This is a genomic window from Aeromonas sp. FL131 (assembly GCF_049860615.1).
Taxonomy (GTDB): Bacteria; Pseudomonadota; Gammaproteobacteria; order Enterobacterales; family Aeromonadaceae; genus Aeromonas; species Aeromonas hydrophila.
In genome coordinates this window covers 3,010,156-3,027,829 of record NZ_CP187595.1, presented here as the reverse complement: position 1 = coordinate 3,027,829, position 17,674 = coordinate 3,010,156, and the positions used below count along the sequence as shown (strand labels likewise).

Here is a 17,674-nt window from a genome sequence, read left to right as displayed (position 1 = left end):
CTCATGTGCTGCTCGGAATCCTCACGTATGACTATACGCTCCGGTTCCTGCGCTGCGCTTTACCTTGCTGACAACCTCTCGTTACAGAGCATGAACAGGTTCTTGGGCGAACCCGTCATATTGTTCGATCCTGACGCGTGTCAGGCATCTGTATTCAGACTTTCTCGGCCTTGAAGCTATGTAAACGATTCATGGCCTTGGTCATGTCCTGCTTGAACAGAATGTCGGTGGCGCGCAGGGACTCGTCCAGTGCGGCGTCGATCAGGTTCTGTTCGCTGCTGGGGGCCTTGGTCAGCACGAAACCGGCGACCAGCTCCTTGGCGCCCGGGTGACCTATCCCCAGCCGCAGCCGGAAGAAATTATTGTTGTTGCCCATCCTGGCAATGATGTCCTTGAGGCCGTTGTGGCCACCGTGGCCGCCGCCCTGCTTGAATTTGGCGATGCCGGGGGGCAGGTCCAGCTCATCGTGGGCCACCAGCATGGCTTCCGGCTCGATCTGGTAGAAGCGGGCCAGCGCGGCCACCGCCTTGCCGGAGAGGTTCATGTAGGTGCTCGGGATGAGCAGGCGCACATCCTGGCCATCCACCTGGATGCGGGCGGTGTGGCCGAAGAACTTGGGCTCTTCGCGCAGGCTGACGTTGTGCCAGCGTGCCAGTTGCTCCACATACCAGGCCCCGGCGTTGTGGCGGGTCTTGGCATATTCCGGGCCGGGATTGCCCAGACCCACGATCAGTTTGATTTGGCTTGTCACGCTTGATTTCTTCACTCGCTGCTTGCAATGGGCCGACTGCCCAGGGCAATGGGACGCAATATTCTAGCCGCCGACTGGCGATCACTCAACCAAAGCTCGGCCAGTGCCGGGGAAAAGCGGGAGAACCGGTGGCCAACGGCAGCAAAACGGGCCCCAGCGTGGGGCCCGTGGTGTGGCTTGCCGGTGGCAGAGCCGACTTACTGGGCGGCCCGCACCAGGGTGACTGTCTCTTCCGCCAGTGCCGTCAGGGTCGGGTGCTGTTCGCGCACATACTGCACGAAGGAGGCGGCGTCGGTGCCGCAATCCATGCCGCTTGCCTTGCAGTCAAGCTGATGGCCGGCGGCATAGCGGGCGCTGAGCTGATCGCCGCTCTGCTCCACCCGCTCGACCGGGAACGCCGTCAACTTGCCATCCTGCCAGGCGAGATCCTGGCGCTCGGCGTGCTGAGCCTGGGCGCGGGCCAGCACCTGCCAGCCGTCGTTGCCGTTGGCGCTGTAGGCGTTCATCACCACCCGGTAGCGCGTCGCATCCACCAGATCCTGCCACTGGCCGTCAGCGTCCAGCCACTGCAGCTGGGTCAGCGTGCCGCGCTTGCCCGGCGTGGTCTCGGTGAAGGTGTAGCGCAGGTGACCGCCGTAGGGGAACTTGCCGGCGTGGGCGCTGGCGGGCAGGGTGGCGGTGATGGTCTCGGTCAAGAGAGCGCGCACGTCGGCGCCGGTCAGGGTGAGCACCGAGAGCTGGTTCTTGAACGGCAGCAGGGTGAGCGCCGCATCCCCTTCGCGCAGCTCGCCGGCCGGCAGATCGGCGCGCACGCCGCCCACCGCCAGCAGGGCGAAGTGGACCGGGCCGCCGGTCAGCGCCTGCACCGCCGGGGTATTGGCCCAGTAGTACTGACCCTCGGCCACCAGCGGGGCGACGTCGGAGCCGTGGCTGTCGCTGCCGTTGTCACCGGGGCGACGGGCATTTTGCAGGGCGGCCGGCAGGGTGGCGATGACGGGGCCGAAGGCCTGCTCGAGGGCGGGCTTGTAGTGGCTGTCGATGATGCCGCGCAGGCGGGGATCCTCATCCACGGTCACCAGATTGGGTTGGGCGTCGATGAACTTGGCTGCCTGCTTGCCGCGGGCCTCGTCCAGTGCCTGCTTGCGGGCGGGATCGGCGAAGAAGTCGCGGCTGGCCAGCAGCTGGTTCTGGCCCTTGCAGGCGATGACCCGGCCCTGAGCATCGAAGCTCACCTGAGCCAGTCCGATGGCCTGGGCATAGGAGCCGGCCTGCACCACGCAGGTCATGCCGACCCCGTCCGGGTTGGTGACAAGCGCCGCGTACTCGCCGGTGTTGCCCCAGCCGATGTTGCGAAAATCGCCGAGCAGGCTGTGGGAGTGGCCGCCGACGATGGCGTCGATGCCGTTCACCTTGGCCGCCAGCGCCAGATCCCGCTGGTTGCCGATGTGGGTGAGCGCCACGATCTGGTTGATGCCGTGCTGGCGCAGCAGGTCCACCGTCGCCTGGGCCGAGGTGATTTCGTTGCCAAAGCGCAGCTTGCCGACGTTGGGGGAGATGTTGGCCATGTCCTCCAGCACCAGCCCCATCACGGCGACCAGCTGTTTGCCCTGGGGCAGGTTGTTGAGATCGCTGACCGGGCTCTTCTGGTTGCCGTCGAAGGCGTAGATGACGAACGGCTTGAGATTGGCGGCGTGGCGCAGATCCGGATCGTCGCGGGTGTCCAGATTGGCGGCCAGCACCGGGAAGTTGACTCCCTGGATGAAGCGGGCGAGCTTCTGGTTGTCGAGATCGAACTCGTGGTTGCCAAGGGCCATGGCGTCGAGGCCGAACTGGCTCAGCAGCTCGGCGTTGGCCATCCCCTCGTTGAGCTTGAAGTAGCCGCTGCCCTGCCAGGCATCGCCGCCGTGCAGCAGCAGGATCGGCTGGTTCTTGGCCAGCGCATCGGCCTGGAAGGATTTCGCCATGGTGAGCAGGCGCGGATAGCCGCCGAAGCGGGTGTAGAGGGTGTCGGTCTCCCCCTGCTTGCCAAAGATGGGCCCCTTCAGCTCGGCGTTGACCGGGTCAAACTGGGAGTGAGTGTCGTTCATGTGAGCCAGGGTCAGCACGAAGGGCTGGCCTTCATTGCCGGGCTGACAGGCGAACAGGAAGCTGCAGAAGGCAAGGAGCAGCAGCGGGCGCAAGCGATTCATGGAACAATCCTTAACCTGCGACGGGGCAGGGCAGTACCGGGTGTAACTGGGACTAAAAAGACAAAAACCGCCAGCTGGCGGTTTTTGTCACAACAGGGTCTATCAATGCTCAAACATGGCAGAGATGGACTCTTCGTTGCTGATGCGGCGAATGGCTTCGGCCAGCACGGAAGAGAGCGTCAGCTGCTTGACCTTGTCGACCGCCTTCATCTCCGCGGTGAGCGGGATGGAGTCGGTGATGATCAGTTCGTCGATCACGGAGTTCTTGATGTTCTCCACGGCGGAACCGGAGAAGACCGGGTGAGTGGCGTAGGCGAATACACGCTTGGCGCCGCGCTCCTTGAGGGCTTCTGCGGCTTTGCACAGGGTGCCGCCGGTGTCGATCATGTCGTCGACGATGATGCAGTCGCGGCCGGCCACGTCACCGATCAGGTGCATGACCTGGGAGACGTTCGGGCGGGGACGACGCTTGTCGATGATGGCGATGTCGGTATCGTCCAGCAGCTTGGCGATGGCACGGGCACGTACCACGCCGCCGATGTCCGGCGACACGACCACGGGGGATTCGAGGTTCTTGGACTTCATGTCTTCCAGCAGCACCGGGCTGCCGAACACGTTGTCGACCGGGACGTCGAAGAAGCCCTGGATTTGTTCGGCATGCAGGTCAACGGTCAGCACACGATCCACACCGACGCTGGAGAGGAAGTCGGCGACGACCTTGGCGGTGATGGGAACACGGGCGGAGCGGACGCGGCGGTCCTGACGGGCATAACCAAAGTAGGGAATAACGGCAGTAATACGGCCAGCTGAAGCACGACGCAGAGCATCCACCATCACGATCAATTCCATCAAATTGTCGTTGGTCGGGGCACAGGTGGATTGAATGATGAAGATATCGCCACCACGTACATTCTCGTTGATCTGTACGCTGATCTCGCCGTCGCTAAAGCGACCTACGGCAGCATTGCCGAGTTTGATAAACAGGCGATCTGCGATCTTCTGGGCTAGTTCCGGCGTTGCGTTACCAGCAAACAGCTTCATGTCAGGCACGGTTTGAAACCTCGGGGTTGCATCCAGTATGTGGGGAGTCTTATTCAGACCCTTATCGTTTTGGGGCAAACGATTTATCAAGTTGACGGGTCAGACCACTATAGGCTGCTTTCAGGCCAGGTGCCTACGTTGCATGCGGCAAGTCGGTTGAGCGTCGTGCTGGTCGACGCCCCGTCATCCATGATGACCAGTGACCTCCCGACAACGAGAGGGTAACGATGGGTGCTGCAACCGGCGAGGGGGAGTGTGCACTCCCGGCAAGACTGCTGCGGCAGGTGAATCGATATACCCTGTTCGATGTTCAGGAGATGGCTGGGGTACTAGGATTCGAACCTAGGAATGGCGAGATCAAAACCCGCTGCCTTACCGCTTGGCGATACCCCAATCACTGACTTGTTGCAATGCAGCGAAGAGTGGTGATATGTTCTCGCCCTTGGCGACAAACCCATCCCATCCTTTCGGCACTTTTGCCAACACTTCCCGAGCAGCCACTTCGTCTTCAAACTGAGCAAAGACGCAGGCTCCTGTGCCCGTCATTCTTGACGGCGCGTATTCTAGCAACCAGCCGAGCGCATTGGCAACCTCGGGGTGGCGCTTTTTCACCAGCAATTCGCAATCGTTTTTCCACTCCCCTTCCAGCAGATTGTGCAATGCCATTTTCGGGGTATCTCTGGGCAGGTCAGGATCCTGGAACACGGCGGCGGTCGCCACATGGCAATCGGGCTTGAGCACCAGATACCAGGCACTCGGCAGCTCGACCGGCTGCAACCGTTCACCGACCCCCTCGGCAAAGGCGGCCTTGCCGCGCACGAACACCGGCACGTCGGCGCCCAGCTGCACGCCGAGTTCGGCCAGCTCGTCTTCGCTCAAACCGGCCTGCCACAGGTGGTTGAGGGCGACCAGGGTAGTGGCGGCGTCCGACGAGCCGCCGCCGATGCCGCCGCCCATGGGCAGCACCTTCTCCAGCCGGATATGGGCTCCCTGCGGGCTTGGCAGCTTGGCCTGCAACAGGCGGGCGGCACGGATGATCAGGTTCTGCTCGTCGGGCACGCCGGGAATGGCCGGGCTCAACGTGAGCTTGTCGCTTCCTAGGATCACATCGAACTCGAGCCAGTCGCCGTGGTTGAGGAAGATGAACAGGGTTTGCAGCTCGTGGTAGCCGTCCGGGCGACGGCCGTTGACGTGCAAAAAGAGATTCAGTTTGGCCGGAGCCGGCCAGCGCATGGCGCTCATGGGGGAGTCCTTGTCGATGGCCGCCATCAGCGGGCTATGGTCCACTGGTTGATCTGCAGCTTGAGGCGACTGCCCTGGCCGGTCATGGTGAGCAGGTGCGGCAGGCGGTAGCCGTCCTGATCCCGGTAGTCGTCATAGACGATTTGCCACTGACCGTCCCGCACGCTGGCCAGACTGCGGTCGGGGTTGAGCTCGAATTCGGCCTGGCCCGGCAAGCCCTTGATCCACTCCGGCAGCCCGGCCACCGGAATGTTCCAGCCAGTGAGCTGATAGATGAGCGCCTCGGCATCCTGGCTCTGGTGCGGGTTGCCCTCGTTGTCGATCAGGGTAATCTCGCCCTTGTTGCGGGAGAGCTCGAGGATGTGAGTGCCGATCAGGCTGGTGAGGTTGAGGCGGTAGTCGTCGCCATCCTGCTGCCAGTTGACCCGGGCACTGCCCTTCTGCTGGGCGGTGATAATGGCCATCTTGCCCGACAGCTGCCAGTGGCTGAGCTGCTCGAGGCGGGTACGTTCCTGCTGCCAGTTGACCTGATCACGCTGGGGTTGGGTAGTGGCGCAACCGGCCAGCAACAGCAGGCAGCCAAGGGTGAAAAGACGCAACAACAAGGTCATGCTCCGGAAAAGGTGATTTGCCACAGTATACGGGGCGGCCGTATCGCTTTTAAAGACTTACCCTTTCTCGTACAATTGGCAGCCTTTACTCCCAGCGCACAGATACGATCCACGCCCACTCATGAGTTTGCTTGCCCTCGGAATCAACCACAACACCGCCAGTGTCGCCTTGCGGGAGCGGGTCGCCTTCGGCCCGGACTGCATCGATCGCGCCTTGCGTGAGCTGGTCGCCCAACCCGGTGTAAGCGAGGCGGTGATCGTCTCGACCTGCAACCGCACCGAGCTTTACTGCAGCCTGGCGCAGGGGCAGGGCGAGCAGGTGTTGCAGTGGCTGCAGCGTTTCCACGGTCTGGATGCGGCCGAGGTGGTCTCCGCCATCTACCAGCATCAGGACGAGGAGGCGGTCCGCCACCTGATGCGGGTGGCCTGCGGGCTCGACTCCCTGGTGCTGGGGGAGCCGCAGATCCTGGGGCAGATCAAGCAATCCTACGCCCATGCCCAGCAGTCCGAGGCGGTGAAGGGGTCGCTGGAGCGGCTGTTCCAGAAATCCTTCTCGGTGGCCAAGCGGGTGCGTACCGATACCGAGATTGGCGCCAGCGCCGTGTCGGTGGCCTTTGCCGCGGTGAGCCTGGGGCGGCGGATCTTCTCCGATCTCTCCCAGACCAAGGTGCTGCTGGTCGGCGCCGGCGAGACCATCGAACTGGTGGCCCGCCACCTGCGCGAGCAGAACGTCACCCAGATGATGGTGGCGAACCGCACCCTGCAGCGGGCCCAGCTGCTGGCCGAGGAGTTCGGCGCCCAGGTGATGACGCTCGAAGAGATCCCGGACTACCTGCACGAGGCGGACATCGTCATCAGCTCCACTGCGAGCCCGCTGCCCATCATCGGCAAGGGCATGGTGGAGCGCGCCCTCAAGGCCCGCCGCTTCAAGCCCATGTTCCTGGTGGACATCGCCGTGCCCCGCGACATCGAGGCGGAGGTGGACGAGCTCTCGGACGCCTATCTCTACACGGTGGATGACCTGCAGGGCATCATCGAGCAGAATCTCGAGACCCGCAAACGGGCCGCCGCCGAGGCCGAGCTCATCGTGCAGGAAGAGCGCGACGACTTCATGGGCTGGTATCGCAGCCAGCACTCGGTGGATCTCATCCGCGATTACCGCCACCAGTCCCAACAGGTGGCCGACGAAGAGCTGCAGCGCGCCCTGCTGGCCCTGCAGCAGGGCGAGAATGCTGAGCAGGCGCTCAAGGCGCTGGCCCACCGCCTCACCAACAAGTTGATCCACGCACCGACCCAGGCCCTGCGCCATGCCGCGGCCCAGGGGGATCACCACCAGCTGGCCCAGTTGCGCCAGGTGCTGGGGTTGTCACAAGAGTCATAGTTTTGGGGCGACCAGCCGGTCGTCCCGTCCTCCATCGAGAACACAAGATTTATGAACCCGTCACTGATCAGAAAGCTGGAAGGCCTCATCGAGCGCCACGAAGAAGTACAGGCCATGCTCGGCGAGCCGGACGTGGCCGCGGATCAGGATCGCTACCGCGCCCTGACCCGGGAATATGCCCAGCTGGAAGATATCGTTCACGCTTTCCAGCAATTCCGCCAGGCCGAAGAGAACCTGGACGCCACCCGCCAGATGCTGGAAGAGGATGATGCCGACCTGCGCGAGATGGCGCAGGAGGAGCTGCCGCTGGCCAAGGCGACCTTCGAGGAGCAGGAGCAGGCGCTGCAGGTGATGCTGCTGCCGCGCGACCCCAAGGATGACAACAACTGCTACCTGGAGATCCGTGCCGGTGCCGGCGGTGACGAGGCGGCGATCTTTGCGGGCGATCTGTTTCGCATGTATTCGCGCTACGCCGAGCGCCAGGGCTGGCGGGTTTCCATCGTCAGCTGCAACGACGGCGAGCATGGCGGCTACAAGGAGGTAATTGCCAAGGTGGAGGGCGAGCACGTCTACGGTCGCCTCAAGTTTGAATCCGGTGGTCACCGGGTGCAGCGGGTGCCGGAAACCGAATCCCAGGGCCGGGTGCACACCTCCGCCTGTACCGTCGCCGTGCTGCCGGAAGTGCCGGAAGCCGAGCAGATCGAGATCAACCCTTCGGAGCTGAAGATCGACACCTTCCGCGCCTCCGGGGCCGGTGGTCAGCACGTCAACAAGACCGACTCCGCCATCCGCATCACTCACCTGCCCACCGGCCTGGTGGTGGAGTGCCAGGATGAGCGCTCCCAGCACAAGAACCGCGCCAAGGCGATGTCGGTGCTCTCCGCCCGCCTGCAGGCGGCCGAGGATGAGCGCCACCGCGCCGCCGAGCAGAGCACCCGCCGCAACCTGGTGGGGTCGGGGGATCGCTCCGAGCGTATCCGCACCTACAACTACCCGCAGGGGCGCCTCTCCGAGCACCGCATCAACCTCACCCTCTATCGCCTCGGCGAGATCATGGAAGGGGACCTGGACTGCGTCATCAGCCCGATGATCCAGGAGTACCAGGCCGATCAGCTCGCCTCCCTGGCCGAGAGCAACTGATGCAGATCCAGCAGGCTCGCGCCCACATCATGGCGACCCTGGCAGGGGGGGAATCCCCCCGCGCCGATGCCGATGCGCTGCTCTGCCATCTGCTGGAGTGCCGGCGCAGCTACCTGATGACTTGGCCGGAGCGCGAGCTCGATGCCGCCCAGCAGGCGACCCTGCAGGGCTGGCTCGAACGCCGTCTCAATGGCGAACCCATCGCCCACCTGATCGGCGAGCGGGAGTTCTGGTCACTGCCGCTCAAGGTGAGCCCGGCCACCCTGATCCCGCGCCCCGATACCGAGGTGCTGGTCGAACAGGCGCTGGCGCGGCTGCCAGCAGGCCCTTGCGCCGTGCTGGATCTGGGCACCGGCACCGGCGCCATTGCACTGGCGCTCAAGTCGGAGCGACCGGATGCCGATGTATGGGCGGTGGACAGGATGCCGGCAGCGGCAGCCCTGGCCCGTGCCAACAGCGCCGCCCTCGGTCTGCCCATCGAGGTGCGCGACGGCAGCTGGTTTGAGCCGCTGGTCGCGCCCTCGTCAAGCAAGGCGCCGCGCTTTGCGATGATCGTCTCCAACCCGCCCTACATCGACGGGGCGGATCCGCATCTCGATGAGGGGGATGTACGCTTCGAGCCCCGCTCCGCCCTGGTGGCGGACGAGCAGGGACTGGCGGATATCCGGCTGATCGTGGCAGGCGCGCCGGCCCATCTGTTGCCGGGTGGCTGGCTGTTGCTGGAGCATGGCTGGCAGCAGGGGGAGGCGGTGCGTCAACTCCTGCTGCAGCAGGGCTACCTTCAGGTGGAAACCGTGCGCGATTACGGCGATAACGAGCGGGTGACCCTGGGGCGGCTGGCTCAGTGATGATGACGGGCAGGCCGGGCCTGCCTTTGTTCAAGGACACGTTATGTATTTTGCTATCAAACATCTGCACCTGCTGCTGATAGGCCTGGCGGTGCTGATGTTCATGTTGCGCTTCTATTGGCTGCAGACCGGCTCGAGCCGCGCCGCCAGCGCCCGTACCCTCAGATTGAGCGGCTGGCTCAACGGCCTGGTGGTGCTCTCCGGCGTGCTGCTGTGCATGGTGCTGGATCTCAACCCGCTCAACAACGCCACCCCCTGGCTCAGCGAAAAGCTGACCGCCATCCTGGTGGTGGCTTTTCTGGCCATGATGGCACTGCGCCTGGCCCGCAGTAACGGCATCCGCTGGTTTGCGTTTCTGGGAGCCCTCGGCAGGGTCTTCTTCATCGCCAAGCTGGCCGTCTACAAGCAGGCCAGCCTGTTCGGTTAAGGATGATGACGATGATACGCGTAGACGAATGGACCGATTTCGAAGCCCATGACATCGCCGAGCTGGCGCTGTCGGTGAGCGACGAGATCCATGGCATCAGCGGCCGCGGGACGGCGGAGCTGGCCCGGCTCGACGCCTGGCTGGACGAGGCCATCGAGGAAGGGGATTGCGATCAGGTGCGCCGCCAGCTGCTGCAGGGCTTCTACCAGACCTTAGGGTTTCACGGCGACTGGCAGGACTACTTCTCGGTGGCCAACTGCGATCTGGCCGAGGTTCTGGCCCGCAAGCAGGGCATTCCGGTCAGCCTTGGCATCCTCATCATTCAGCTGGGGCGCAAGCTCGGGCTGGACGTGGAGGGGATCTGCTTCCCCGGCCACTTCCTGGTGAGCTTTGCCGGCAGTGAGGGGGAGGTTTATGTGGACCCCTTTACCGGCGACGAGCTGAGCCTGCACCACATCGAGCTGCTGCTGCGCGGGGCCCTCGGCAATCTGGCCACCCTCAGCTCGGATCACCTGCAGCCTGCCGGCCAGTGGGAGATCATCGAGCGGCTGCTCAACGTCAGCAAGGGTGCCCTGCTGCGGGAAGACCGGATGACCGAGGCGCTGCGCTGCAGCGAACTGCTGCTGCGGATGAAGCCCGGCGACCCGCTGGAGACGCGGGATCGCGGCTTCATCTACGAGCAGCTCGACTGCCCGCGCTTTGCCGCCGACGATTTTGAATACTTTATTGAACAGTGCCCGGACGATCCGGTGGCCGACGTGCTCAAGGCCCAGCTGGCCGCGCTGGATCTGAGCCCCAAGCCCCTCCACTGAGGGGCGGGTAACGGCCCCGCTGCATGGCGAGGCCCTGGCCGAATGAAGAGTCCCATGCCGTTGCATGCAAGGCCTGGGAGATGCAACCGACGAGTATCGAGGCCGCGCTGCCCTGGGCAGCGCGGCCGGATGTGGATTCAAGCCCTGCAAGCCCTTTTACCTAAGGAAGCCTGAGATGGAACAGAAGAATATCAAGGTCAATGGCATCGACGTCGCCAACGACAAACCGTTCGTGTTGTTCGGCGGCATGAACGTGCTGGAATCGCGCGACATGGCGATGGCGGTGTGCGAGAAGTACGTGGAAGTGACCTCCAAGCTGGGTATCCCGTTCGTGTTCAAGGCGAGCTGGGACAAGGCCAACCGCTCCTCCATCCACTCCTACCGCGGTCCGGGTCTGGAAGAGGGGATGAAGATCTTCCAGGAGCTGAAAGCGACCTTCGGCATGCCGGTCATTTCCGATCTGCACGAGCCCCATCAGGCCAAACCGGTGGCCGAGGTGGTCGACGTCATCCAGCTGCCCGCCTTCCTGGCGCGCCAGACCGATCTGGTGGAGGCCATGGCCCGCACCGGCAACGTCATCAACATCAAGAAGCCGCAGTTCCTGAGCCCAAGCCAGATGAAGAACATCACCGACAAGTTCGAGGAGTGCGGCAACGACCGTCTGATCCTGTGCGAACGCGGTGCCAACTTCGGTTATGACAACCTGGTGGTGGACATGCTGGGGCTGGGTGTGATGAAGAAGAGCACCGGCGGCTACCCGGTCATCTTCGACGTAACCCACTCCCTGCAGTGCCGCGATCCCATGGGCGCTGCCTCCGGTGGTCGCCGCGAGCAGGTGACCGAGCTGGCCCGTGCCGGCATGGCGGTCGGTCTGGCCGGTCTGTTCATTGAATCCCACCCGGACCCCAAGATTGCCCGTTGCGACGGCCCGAGCGCGCTGCCGCTGGAGAAGCTGGAAGGCTTCCTCAAGCAGATGAAGGCCATCGACGATCTCATCAAGGGTTTCGAGCCGCTCGATACTTCCATCTAAGTCCGGCTTTGCTTGCCCAATAAAAATGCCCCGCACTGCGGGGCATTTTTGTTTGCGGTCTGTTTTTATTTCTCTGGCCAGCATAAATCAATCACAGAATAAATACAGCCAGGTTTCCGTGGTGTTAATGTTGTTAAATCTGTTGTGTGATTGATGTCTATTAATTGTTTTTTTTAACATGGGAAAGTAGCTCCTGTTGTGATGAGGGAACGGCACGAACCGGGCGAAATAACACTATTTCGTCACGGATTGCTGCATGCGTATTTCTGCCATGACACATCTCATTAAATTGACAGGACGTTAAGAATGCAGAAAAGAATAGTCAGCAGCCTGTATTTTCAGGTGTTGTTAGCGATCACCCTCGGGGTCATTCTGGGACATATATATCCCGACCTCGGTGCGGACATGAAACCGCTGGGGGATGGTTTCGTTAAATTAATCAAAATGATCATCGCTCCGGTTATATTCTGCACCGTGGTGACCGGTATTGCCGGCATGGAGAGCATGAAAGCGGTGGGTAAAACCGGCGCCATCGCGCTGCTCTATTTTGAAGTGGTCAGCACCATCGCCCTCATCATCGGGCTGTGCGTGGTCAACCTGCTGCAACCGGGGGCGGGCATGAACGTCGACCCCGCCACGCTGGACGCCAGCGCCATCTCCGCCTACGCCGAGCAGGCCAAGGCTCAGGGCATCATCCCCTTCCTGCTGGACGTGATCCCGGGCAGCGTGATCGGCGCCTTCGCCAGCGGCAACATTCTGCAGGTGCTGTTATTTGCAGTGCTGTTCGGCTTCTCCCTGCATCATATCGGCGAGAAGGGCAAAGTGATATTCAATGTCATCGACAGCTTCTCCCAGGTTATTTTCGGGATCATCAACATGATCATGCGGCTGGCACCGGTTGGGGCATTTGGCGCGATGGCCTTTACCATCGGAAAATATGGTATCGGCTCGCTGGTTCAGCTCGGACAATTAATTGCCTGCTTCTACATGACCTGCCTGCTGTTTATTTTCCTGGTGCTGGGCAGTATTGCCAGAGCGAATGGCTTCAGCATCCTGCGCTTTATTTCCTATATCCGGGAAGAGCTGCTGATCGTGCTGGGAACTTCCTCTTCTGAATCCGTATTGCCGCGCATGCTGGTGAAGATGGAGGCGCTCGGCTGCAAGAAGTCGGTGGTGGGGCTGGTGATCCCGACCGGTTACTCCTTCAACCTGGACGGCACCTCCATCTATCTGACCATGGCGGCCATCTTTATCGCTCAGGCCACCAACACCCCGCTCGATCTGTTCCAGCAGATCACCCTGCTGGTGGTGCTGCTCATCTCCTCGAAAGGGGCCGCCGGGGTGACCGGCAGTGGCTTCATCGTGCTGGCGGCCACCATCTCGGCGGTGGGCCACCTGCCGCTGGCCGGGTTGGCGCTGATCCTCGGCATCGATCGCTTCATGTCGGAGGCCCGCGCCCTGACCAACCTCATCGGCAACGGGGTGGCCACCCTGGTGGTAGCCCGTTACTGCGATCAGCTCGATGAGCAGCAGATGCACGAGGCGCTGAGCAACCCGCCGCAAGCCGTCAAGCTGGATCAGCATTGAGCCGCCGATGCCCGCACCGTGCGCTGCCAGTCTGTCGTTCAAGGGCGGCGAGCGCGGGTGGGTGAATTCAAGCTATAAAAAAAACGGCCCGTTTGGGCCGTTTTTCATGATACCGGTTGCTGCAGAGCGACTTACAGGCTCTGGGTGAAGGTGCGGGTCACCACGTCACGCTGCTGTTCCGGGGTCAGTGCGTTGAAGCGCACGGCGTAGCCGGAGACACGGATGGTCAGCTGCGGGTACTTTTCCGGGTTGGCGATGGCATCTTCCAGGGTCTCGCGACGCAGGACGTTGACGTTCAGGTGCTGGCCACCTTCGACAGCCGGCTCGGCTTGTACCGGCAGTTCACGGTATTCGAACTGGCCCAGGTCAGAGACGCTGACTTCCTGATCGGCGGCGAAGGTATCGCCTTTGGCGCAGATGCAACGAGCCTGTTGCTTCTCTTCGTCCAGCAGCCAGAACGAGTTCAGCAGAGCGGCGTTGGCAGACTGGGTGATTTGGATGCCCTTGATCATGGTATGACTCCTCATAGGAAAGCGGATTCAACTGTAAGGAAATTACCCTGATGTATTTAAACCACCGGGATGATTTAAAGGGCCCTTGCCTTACACCTTTACTTTGTTGGGTCATATATACCACGATGGTAATATTACGAAAATTGATCTAAATCAAAAAATGCGCGGTTTGCGCGAGCTGGAAGGGATTAAATTATTGAGATTAATCAAAAAGAGGTCATTTTTCTGATTATGTAAGATATCTAAATTATGCATCTTCTATTAATTAAATCTAGTAATTTAACTACATGTTTTAAGGTTTGTGTCATGCATGAGCCGATCTCATCTCCCCTGTGGGGGCATCGGGGCCAAGCCTGCGGTGAAGGTGGCTGGGCCAGGTTTGCCCTCCCTCTGCTGCTCACACATCTATATAAGGTTGCCTCAGCCGAGCCGCTGATTGCCACGGTCACCATGACCCCGCTGCCCGCAGTGGCCGGGGGCACTGGGTGAATGGGGTCGTTGCACGCGGTTGCCATGCAGTTGCCATTCGGGGGCAAGGGGACTCGGAAGAGGGTGCCAAGGTTGCGTCCCGGGGGCTGGCCCCCTATCCTGAGCCCCTTGCCGCATTAATGAGGGCATGGTGACGCCAGCACTGGCCCAGCACCATGTCCTGCCGCATTCAGCGAGGATGGCGGCGTGCTGGCTCGCATGGCCCGGCATGGGCCAAGCCTCATGCCGCAAAACCCGCCGTATTCATCGAGGATGGTGGCGTGCCGACCCGCATCAGGCGGTGTGACCCTGCACGGGGTAACAGGGCGTCCATCCGGACAGATTCAATGAGGAGATTGGGGTGCAGACCTGGACTGATGTAATTGGCTCCGAGAAGGAGCAGGACTATTTCAAGGCGACCCTGGCGACCGTCAGGAGTGAGCGGGAGGCGGGCAAGGTGATCTATCCGCCGGCGACCGACGTGTTCAATGCCTTCAAGCTGACCGAGCTGGATCAGGTCAAGGTGGTGATCCTGGGTCAGGATCCCTATCATGGCCCCAATCAGGCGCACGGTCTCTGCTTCTCGGTGTTGCCCGGGGTGCGCACGCCCCCCTCGCTGGTCAACATCTACAAGGAGATGCAGCGGGACCTGCCGGGTTTTGTCACACCCAACCACGGCTTTCTGGAGTCCTGGGCCAGACAGGGAGTGCTGCTGCTCAATACCGTGCTGACGGTCCAGGCGGGCCAGGCCCACTCCCATGCCCATCTGGGCTGGGAGACCTTCACCGACCGGGTCATCGAACAGATCAATGCCAGCTGTCAGGGAGTGGTCTTCCTGCTGTGGGGCGCTCATGCCCAGAAGAAGGGGCGCTTCATCGACAGGCAGCGTCATCACGTGCTGAGCGCGCCGCATCCCAGCCCGCTCTCTGCTCATCGCGGCTTCATCGGCTGCGGCCACTTCTCCGAAACCAACCGGTTGCTGAGCCAGCAGGGGATGAGCCCCATCAACTGGCACTCGGTCTGCGAGTAAGGGGCCCGACGGCTGGCGAGCGGGGGCATGAACAGGGGGGCGGCATTGTGCGTTACCCGCTGTTTTGTCTACAGATGACTTGATTGAGTGCAAAGTTGGCGCGATAAATGACCGTATACTCGAAACAGGATCGTCTCATTTCAGCGCAAGGAGTGCCCATGCTAGCCAGTCTGCACAAGGACCATCTCAACATCGCCAGGTTGCTGGATCTGCTCAAACACAAGCTCGCCGCCATTCGCGACGAACAGCGGGTCAGCTATTTCCTGATCCGCGATGTGGTGGATTACCTGAGGGAGGTGTCGGACAAGTATCACCATCCGAAGGAAGACATCATTTATGACTACTACCTCAAGTACCGGGTCGTGGAGGGGGACGTCGCCAACCGGCTGCAGGCTGAGCATGCCAAGTTGCTGGAGGCCGGCACCGAACTCAAGGAGATGGTGGAGATGATCCTGATGGATGCGGTGATCCCGCTCGATCAGTTTACCGCCAAGCTGGAGCAGTTCGTGGCGCTGCAGGAGGCGCACATGAACTACGAGGAGGGGGTCATCTTCCCCCATCTGCGCGATTCGCTGACCGAGGATGACTGGCGTCACCTCGAACAGATCTGGCAGAACCGCGCCATCGGGGATCCCCTGTTCGGGCCCGAGATCAGCCAGCACTTTCAGGCACTGGCCAAGCGCCTGTCGCTGCCGCTCTCTTCCTGAGGGGTGACACTCTCTTAAAAAACAAGGCCCCGGTTAACCGGGGCCTTGTTTTTACAGTTCGATCTCGTCTGAGAGACCTTCGTAGGCGATGTCGATGGATTGCAGCTCCTTCTGCAGGCGGTGCTTGTCTTTCAACGCCTCAATCTCACGCCATTTACGTTTCTTTCCCGTTGTCCCGCGGCTACGTGAACCGAGCTCAACTACATCGTCATATTCGAAGTTGAACATTTCCATGGCTCCCTCCTTGGTTATTCTCGTTTTCACCATCCGTATAACATAACGGCATTGAAAATAAAACGTTTTCGTGACGAACACATGACAAGGGTCCGGCGCCCATAAAAAAACCGGGTTCCCTTGCGGGAACCCGGTTTTCATCGGCTCATGACGGCTCTCATCAGAGGCGGCTGGCCAGCATGGTTTCCAGCTTGCCCTGGTCGATGGCAAACATGCGGATGCCTTCGCCCAGCTTCTCGTGGGCCATGGCGTCCTGGTTCAGTTCCCAGCGGAATTCGGCTTCGGTCATCGGAGCCGGTTTGGCTTTGCGCTCGCCGGTGTAGTTCAGCTTGCGTACCACGGCGCCTTCGGTTTTGCTCAGCTCTTCCAGCAGGGCCGGGCCAATGGTCAGACGGTCGCAGCCGGCCAGTTCCAGGATCTCGCCGGTATTGCGGAAGCTGGCGCCCATGACCACGGTCGGGTAGTCGTGCTGCTTGTAGTAGTCGTAGATGGAGGTGACGGAAACCACGCCCGGATCTTCGCTGGCGGTGTAGTCACGGTTGTGCTTGGCCTTGTACCAGTCGAGGATGCGACCGACGAACGGGGAGATCAGGAAGGCGCCGGCTTCGGCACAGGCACGGGCCTGGGCGAAGGAGAACAGCAGGGTCAGGTTGCACTGGATGCCCTCTTTCTCCAGCACCTCGGCGGCACGGATGCCTTCCCAGGTGGAGGCCAGCTTGATCAGGATGCGATCATTGCTGATGCCGGCTTCGTTGTAGAGACGGATCAGTTTGCGGGCCTTGGCGATGCTGGCCTGGGTATCGAAGGAGAGACGGGCATCCACTTCGGTGGAGATGCGGCCCGGGACGATTTTCAGCACTTCCAGGCCGATGTTGACCGCCAGCTTGTCGCCCGCGTCGATGATTTGCTGCGCCTTGTCCTGGCTCTGGGCTTTGGCCCAGTTGATGGCGTCTTCGATCAGCGCCGCGTATTCGGGGATCTCGGATGCCTTCAACACCAGAGAGGGGTTGGTGGTGGCATCGATGGGCTGGTAGCGCTTGATGGCTTCGATATCACCGGTGTCGGCGACAACTGTGGTCAGGGCTTTCAGCTGGGTTAATTTATCGGCCATGGCAAATATCATCTCTTTATGAGGGCGCACTCTCTTGCAAAGGGTGCTGGCTCGGGGGTGGCGGGCATGAGACGACAGTTCTGAAATAAAATTACAAAATCCCGGCGACTCAGGCTCAGAAAAGCGCGATGGGTGTGCCCCATCGTCATTGCCTGCCTAATTAATACGGATGTGGCTCATCCTGCAATAGGGGGGGCTGTATGCTTATCAGCCACTCCCTGGCCGCAGTGGGAAAGAGTGGCTAAAAGTATTTGATAAAAAACGACTTTTATCCTTTTTGCCGGAGTGAATTTAGCGGCCGCCAAAAACAACTTTTTTGGTTGATTATCGGTTTTGTGGCATCGATCACACAAATTGTCCGATCAGCCTCTTGAAATTTTATTACGTGTAAAACGTTTGGCGAAACAACGGGGTTTTGGCTACCCGGATGGATAAACGCTTGCGTAATGGTTTGCCCCCTTCTTTGCTTGCTCTACCTCTATGTAGATAATTGCCAAAAAGTGCTCTTTTGGGTCTAATTTGTCGGCTGATTGATTGGATTCTCAGTTTTGTT

The 17,674-nt window shown here is 61.1% G+C and carries 17 protein-coding genes and 1 tRNA gene; 9 read left to right on the top strand and 9 right to left on the bottom strand.

Features of this window, described 5'->3' with window-relative positions:
* Window positions 1-154: 154 nt before the first annotated feature.
* The 6 genes from pth to lolB all read right to left on the bottom strand — a co-directional run bounded on the left by pth (window position 155) and on the right by lolB (window position 5,834).
* On the bottom strand, window positions 155-751 hold the full coding sequence (pth, locus tag ACPW75_RS13900; protein ID WP_077096060.1) for an aminoacyl-tRNA hydrolase: 597 nt from the start codon (window positions 749-751) through the stop codon (window positions 155-157).
* Window positions 752-948: 197 nt separating this feature from the next.
* Window positions 949-2,940 (bottom strand): bifunctional metallophosphatase/5'-nucleotidase, encoded by a 1,992-nt coding sequence (locus ACPW75_RS13895; RefSeq protein WP_077096061.1) that lies wholly within the window; start codon window positions 2,938-2,940, stop codon window positions 949-951.
* A 102-nt stretch (window positions 2,941-3,042) separates the two neighbouring features.
* Window positions 3,043-3,990: a ribose-phosphate pyrophosphokinase gene (locus ACPW75_RS13890; RefSeq protein WP_005298464.1), complete on the bottom strand. Its 948-nt coding sequence runs from the start codon at window positions 3,988-3,990 to the stop codon at window positions 3,043-3,045.
* A 309-nt stretch (window positions 3,991-4,299) separates the two neighbouring features.
* Window positions 4,300-4,374, bottom strand: a tRNA-Gln gene (locus ACPW75_RS13885).
* A complete protein-coding gene (gene ispE, locus ACPW75_RS13880; protein WP_077096094.1) occupies window positions 4,354-5,223 on the bottom strand; it encodes a 4-(cytidine 5'-diphospho)-2-C-methyl-D-erythritol kinase in 870 nt (289 codons plus the stop codon). Before ispE ends, ACPW75_RS13885 begins: the two co-directional genes overlap by 21 nt.
* Window positions 5,224-5,249: 26 nt before the next feature.
* A complete protein-coding gene (lolB, locus tag ACPW75_RS13875) occupies window positions 5,250-5,834 on the bottom strand; it encodes a lipoprotein insertase outer membrane protein LolB (RefSeq protein WP_077096062.1) in 585 nt (194 codons plus the stop codon).
* 121 nt (window positions 5,835-5,955) lie between these two features.
* On the opposite strand from lolB, the gene hemA reads away from it, so the two are divergent.
* From hemA to ACPW75_RS13840, 7 genes are all read left to right on the top strand, one after another.
* On the top strand, window positions 5,956-7,215 hold the full coding sequence (hemA, locus tag ACPW75_RS13870; RefSeq protein ID WP_016351604.1) for a glutamyl-tRNA reductase: 1,260 nt from the start codon (window positions 5,956-5,958) through the stop codon (window positions 7,213-7,215).
* 51 nt (window positions 7,216-7,266) lie between these two features.
* Entirely contained in the window at window positions 7,267-8,355 is a 1,089-nt protein-coding gene (gene prfA / locus ACPW75_RS13865) for a peptide chain release factor 1 (protein WP_011706935.1), read from the top strand.
* A complete protein-coding gene (gene prmC / locus ACPW75_RS13860; RefSeq protein ID WP_049046181.1) occupies window positions 8,355-9,203 on the top strand; it encodes a peptide chain release factor N(5)-glutamine methyltransferase in 849 nt (282 codons plus the stop codon). The genes prfA and prmC overlap by 1 nt, the downstream gene beginning before the upstream one ends.
* A gap of 43 nt (window positions 9,204-9,246) precedes the next feature.
* On the top strand, window positions 9,247-9,630 hold the full coding sequence (locus ACPW75_RS13855; protein ID WP_077096063.1) for a SirB2 family protein: 384 nt from the start codon (window positions 9,247-9,249) through the stop codon (window positions 9,628-9,630).
* Window positions 9,631-9,641: 11 nt separating this feature from the next.
* On the top strand, window positions 9,642-10,442 hold the full coding sequence (locus tag ACPW75_RS13850) for a SirB1 family protein (RefSeq protein WP_011706932.1): 801 nt from the start codon (window positions 9,642-9,644) through the stop codon (window positions 10,440-10,442).
* 175 nt (window positions 10,443-10,617) lie between these two features.
* Window positions 10,618-11,472 carry a 3-deoxy-8-phosphooctulonate synthase gene (gene kdsA, locus ACPW75_RS13845; protein WP_011706931.1) on the top strand — a complete coding sequence of 285 codons (855 nt, stop codon included), beginning with the start codon at window positions 10,618-10,620 and terminating at the stop codon, window positions 11,470-11,472.
* 306 nt (window positions 11,473-11,778) lie between these two features.
* Window positions 11,779-13,059 (top strand): dicarboxylate/amino acid:cation symporter, encoded by a 1,281-nt coding sequence (locus ACPW75_RS13840; RefSeq protein ID WP_029304184.1) that lies wholly within the window; start codon window positions 11,779-11,781, stop codon window positions 13,057-13,059.
* A gap of 131 nt (window positions 13,060-13,190) precedes the next feature.
* On the opposite strand, the gene grcA is transcribed toward ACPW75_RS13840, so the two are convergent.
* On the bottom strand, window positions 13,191-13,571 hold the full coding sequence (grcA, locus tag ACPW75_RS13835; RefSeq protein WP_011706929.1) for an autonomous glycyl radical cofactor GrcA: 381 nt from the start codon (window positions 13,569-13,571) through the stop codon (window positions 13,191-13,193).
* Window positions 13,572-14,400: 829 nt separating this feature from the next.
* Between grcA and ung the strand changes: the two genes are divergently transcribed.
* Together ung and ACPW75_RS13825 are read left to right on the top strand one after the other, a co-directional pair.
* The gene (gene ung / locus ACPW75_RS13830) at window positions 14,401-15,069 is read left to right on the top strand and encodes a uracil-DNA glycosylase (protein ID WP_077096065.1); all 669 of its coding nucleotides are present in this window, start codon (window positions 14,401-14,403) and stop codon (window positions 15,067-15,069) included.
* 158 nt (window positions 15,070-15,227) lie between these two features.
* Complete coding sequence (locus ACPW75_RS13825; RefSeq protein ID WP_077096066.1) at window positions 15,228-15,776, top strand: hemerythrin domain-containing protein; 549 nt, start codon at window positions 15,228-15,230, stop codon at window positions 15,774-15,776.
* 51 nt (window positions 15,777-15,827) lie between these two features.
* On the opposite strand, the gene ACPW75_RS13820 is transcribed toward ACPW75_RS13825, so the two are convergent.
* On the bottom strand, window positions 15,828-16,010 hold the full coding sequence (locus ACPW75_RS13820; RefSeq protein ID WP_016351599.1) for a DUF3545 family protein: 183 nt from the start codon (window positions 16,008-16,010) through the stop codon (window positions 15,828-15,830).
* A 160-nt stretch (window positions 16,011-16,170) separates the two neighbouring features.
* Window positions 16,171-17,121: a transaldolase gene (gene tal / locus ACPW75_RS13815; RefSeq protein ID WP_016351598.1), complete on the bottom strand. Its 951-nt coding sequence runs from the start codon at window positions 17,119-17,121 to the stop codon at window positions 16,171-16,173.
* Window positions 17,122-17,674 lie beyond the last annotated feature (553 nt).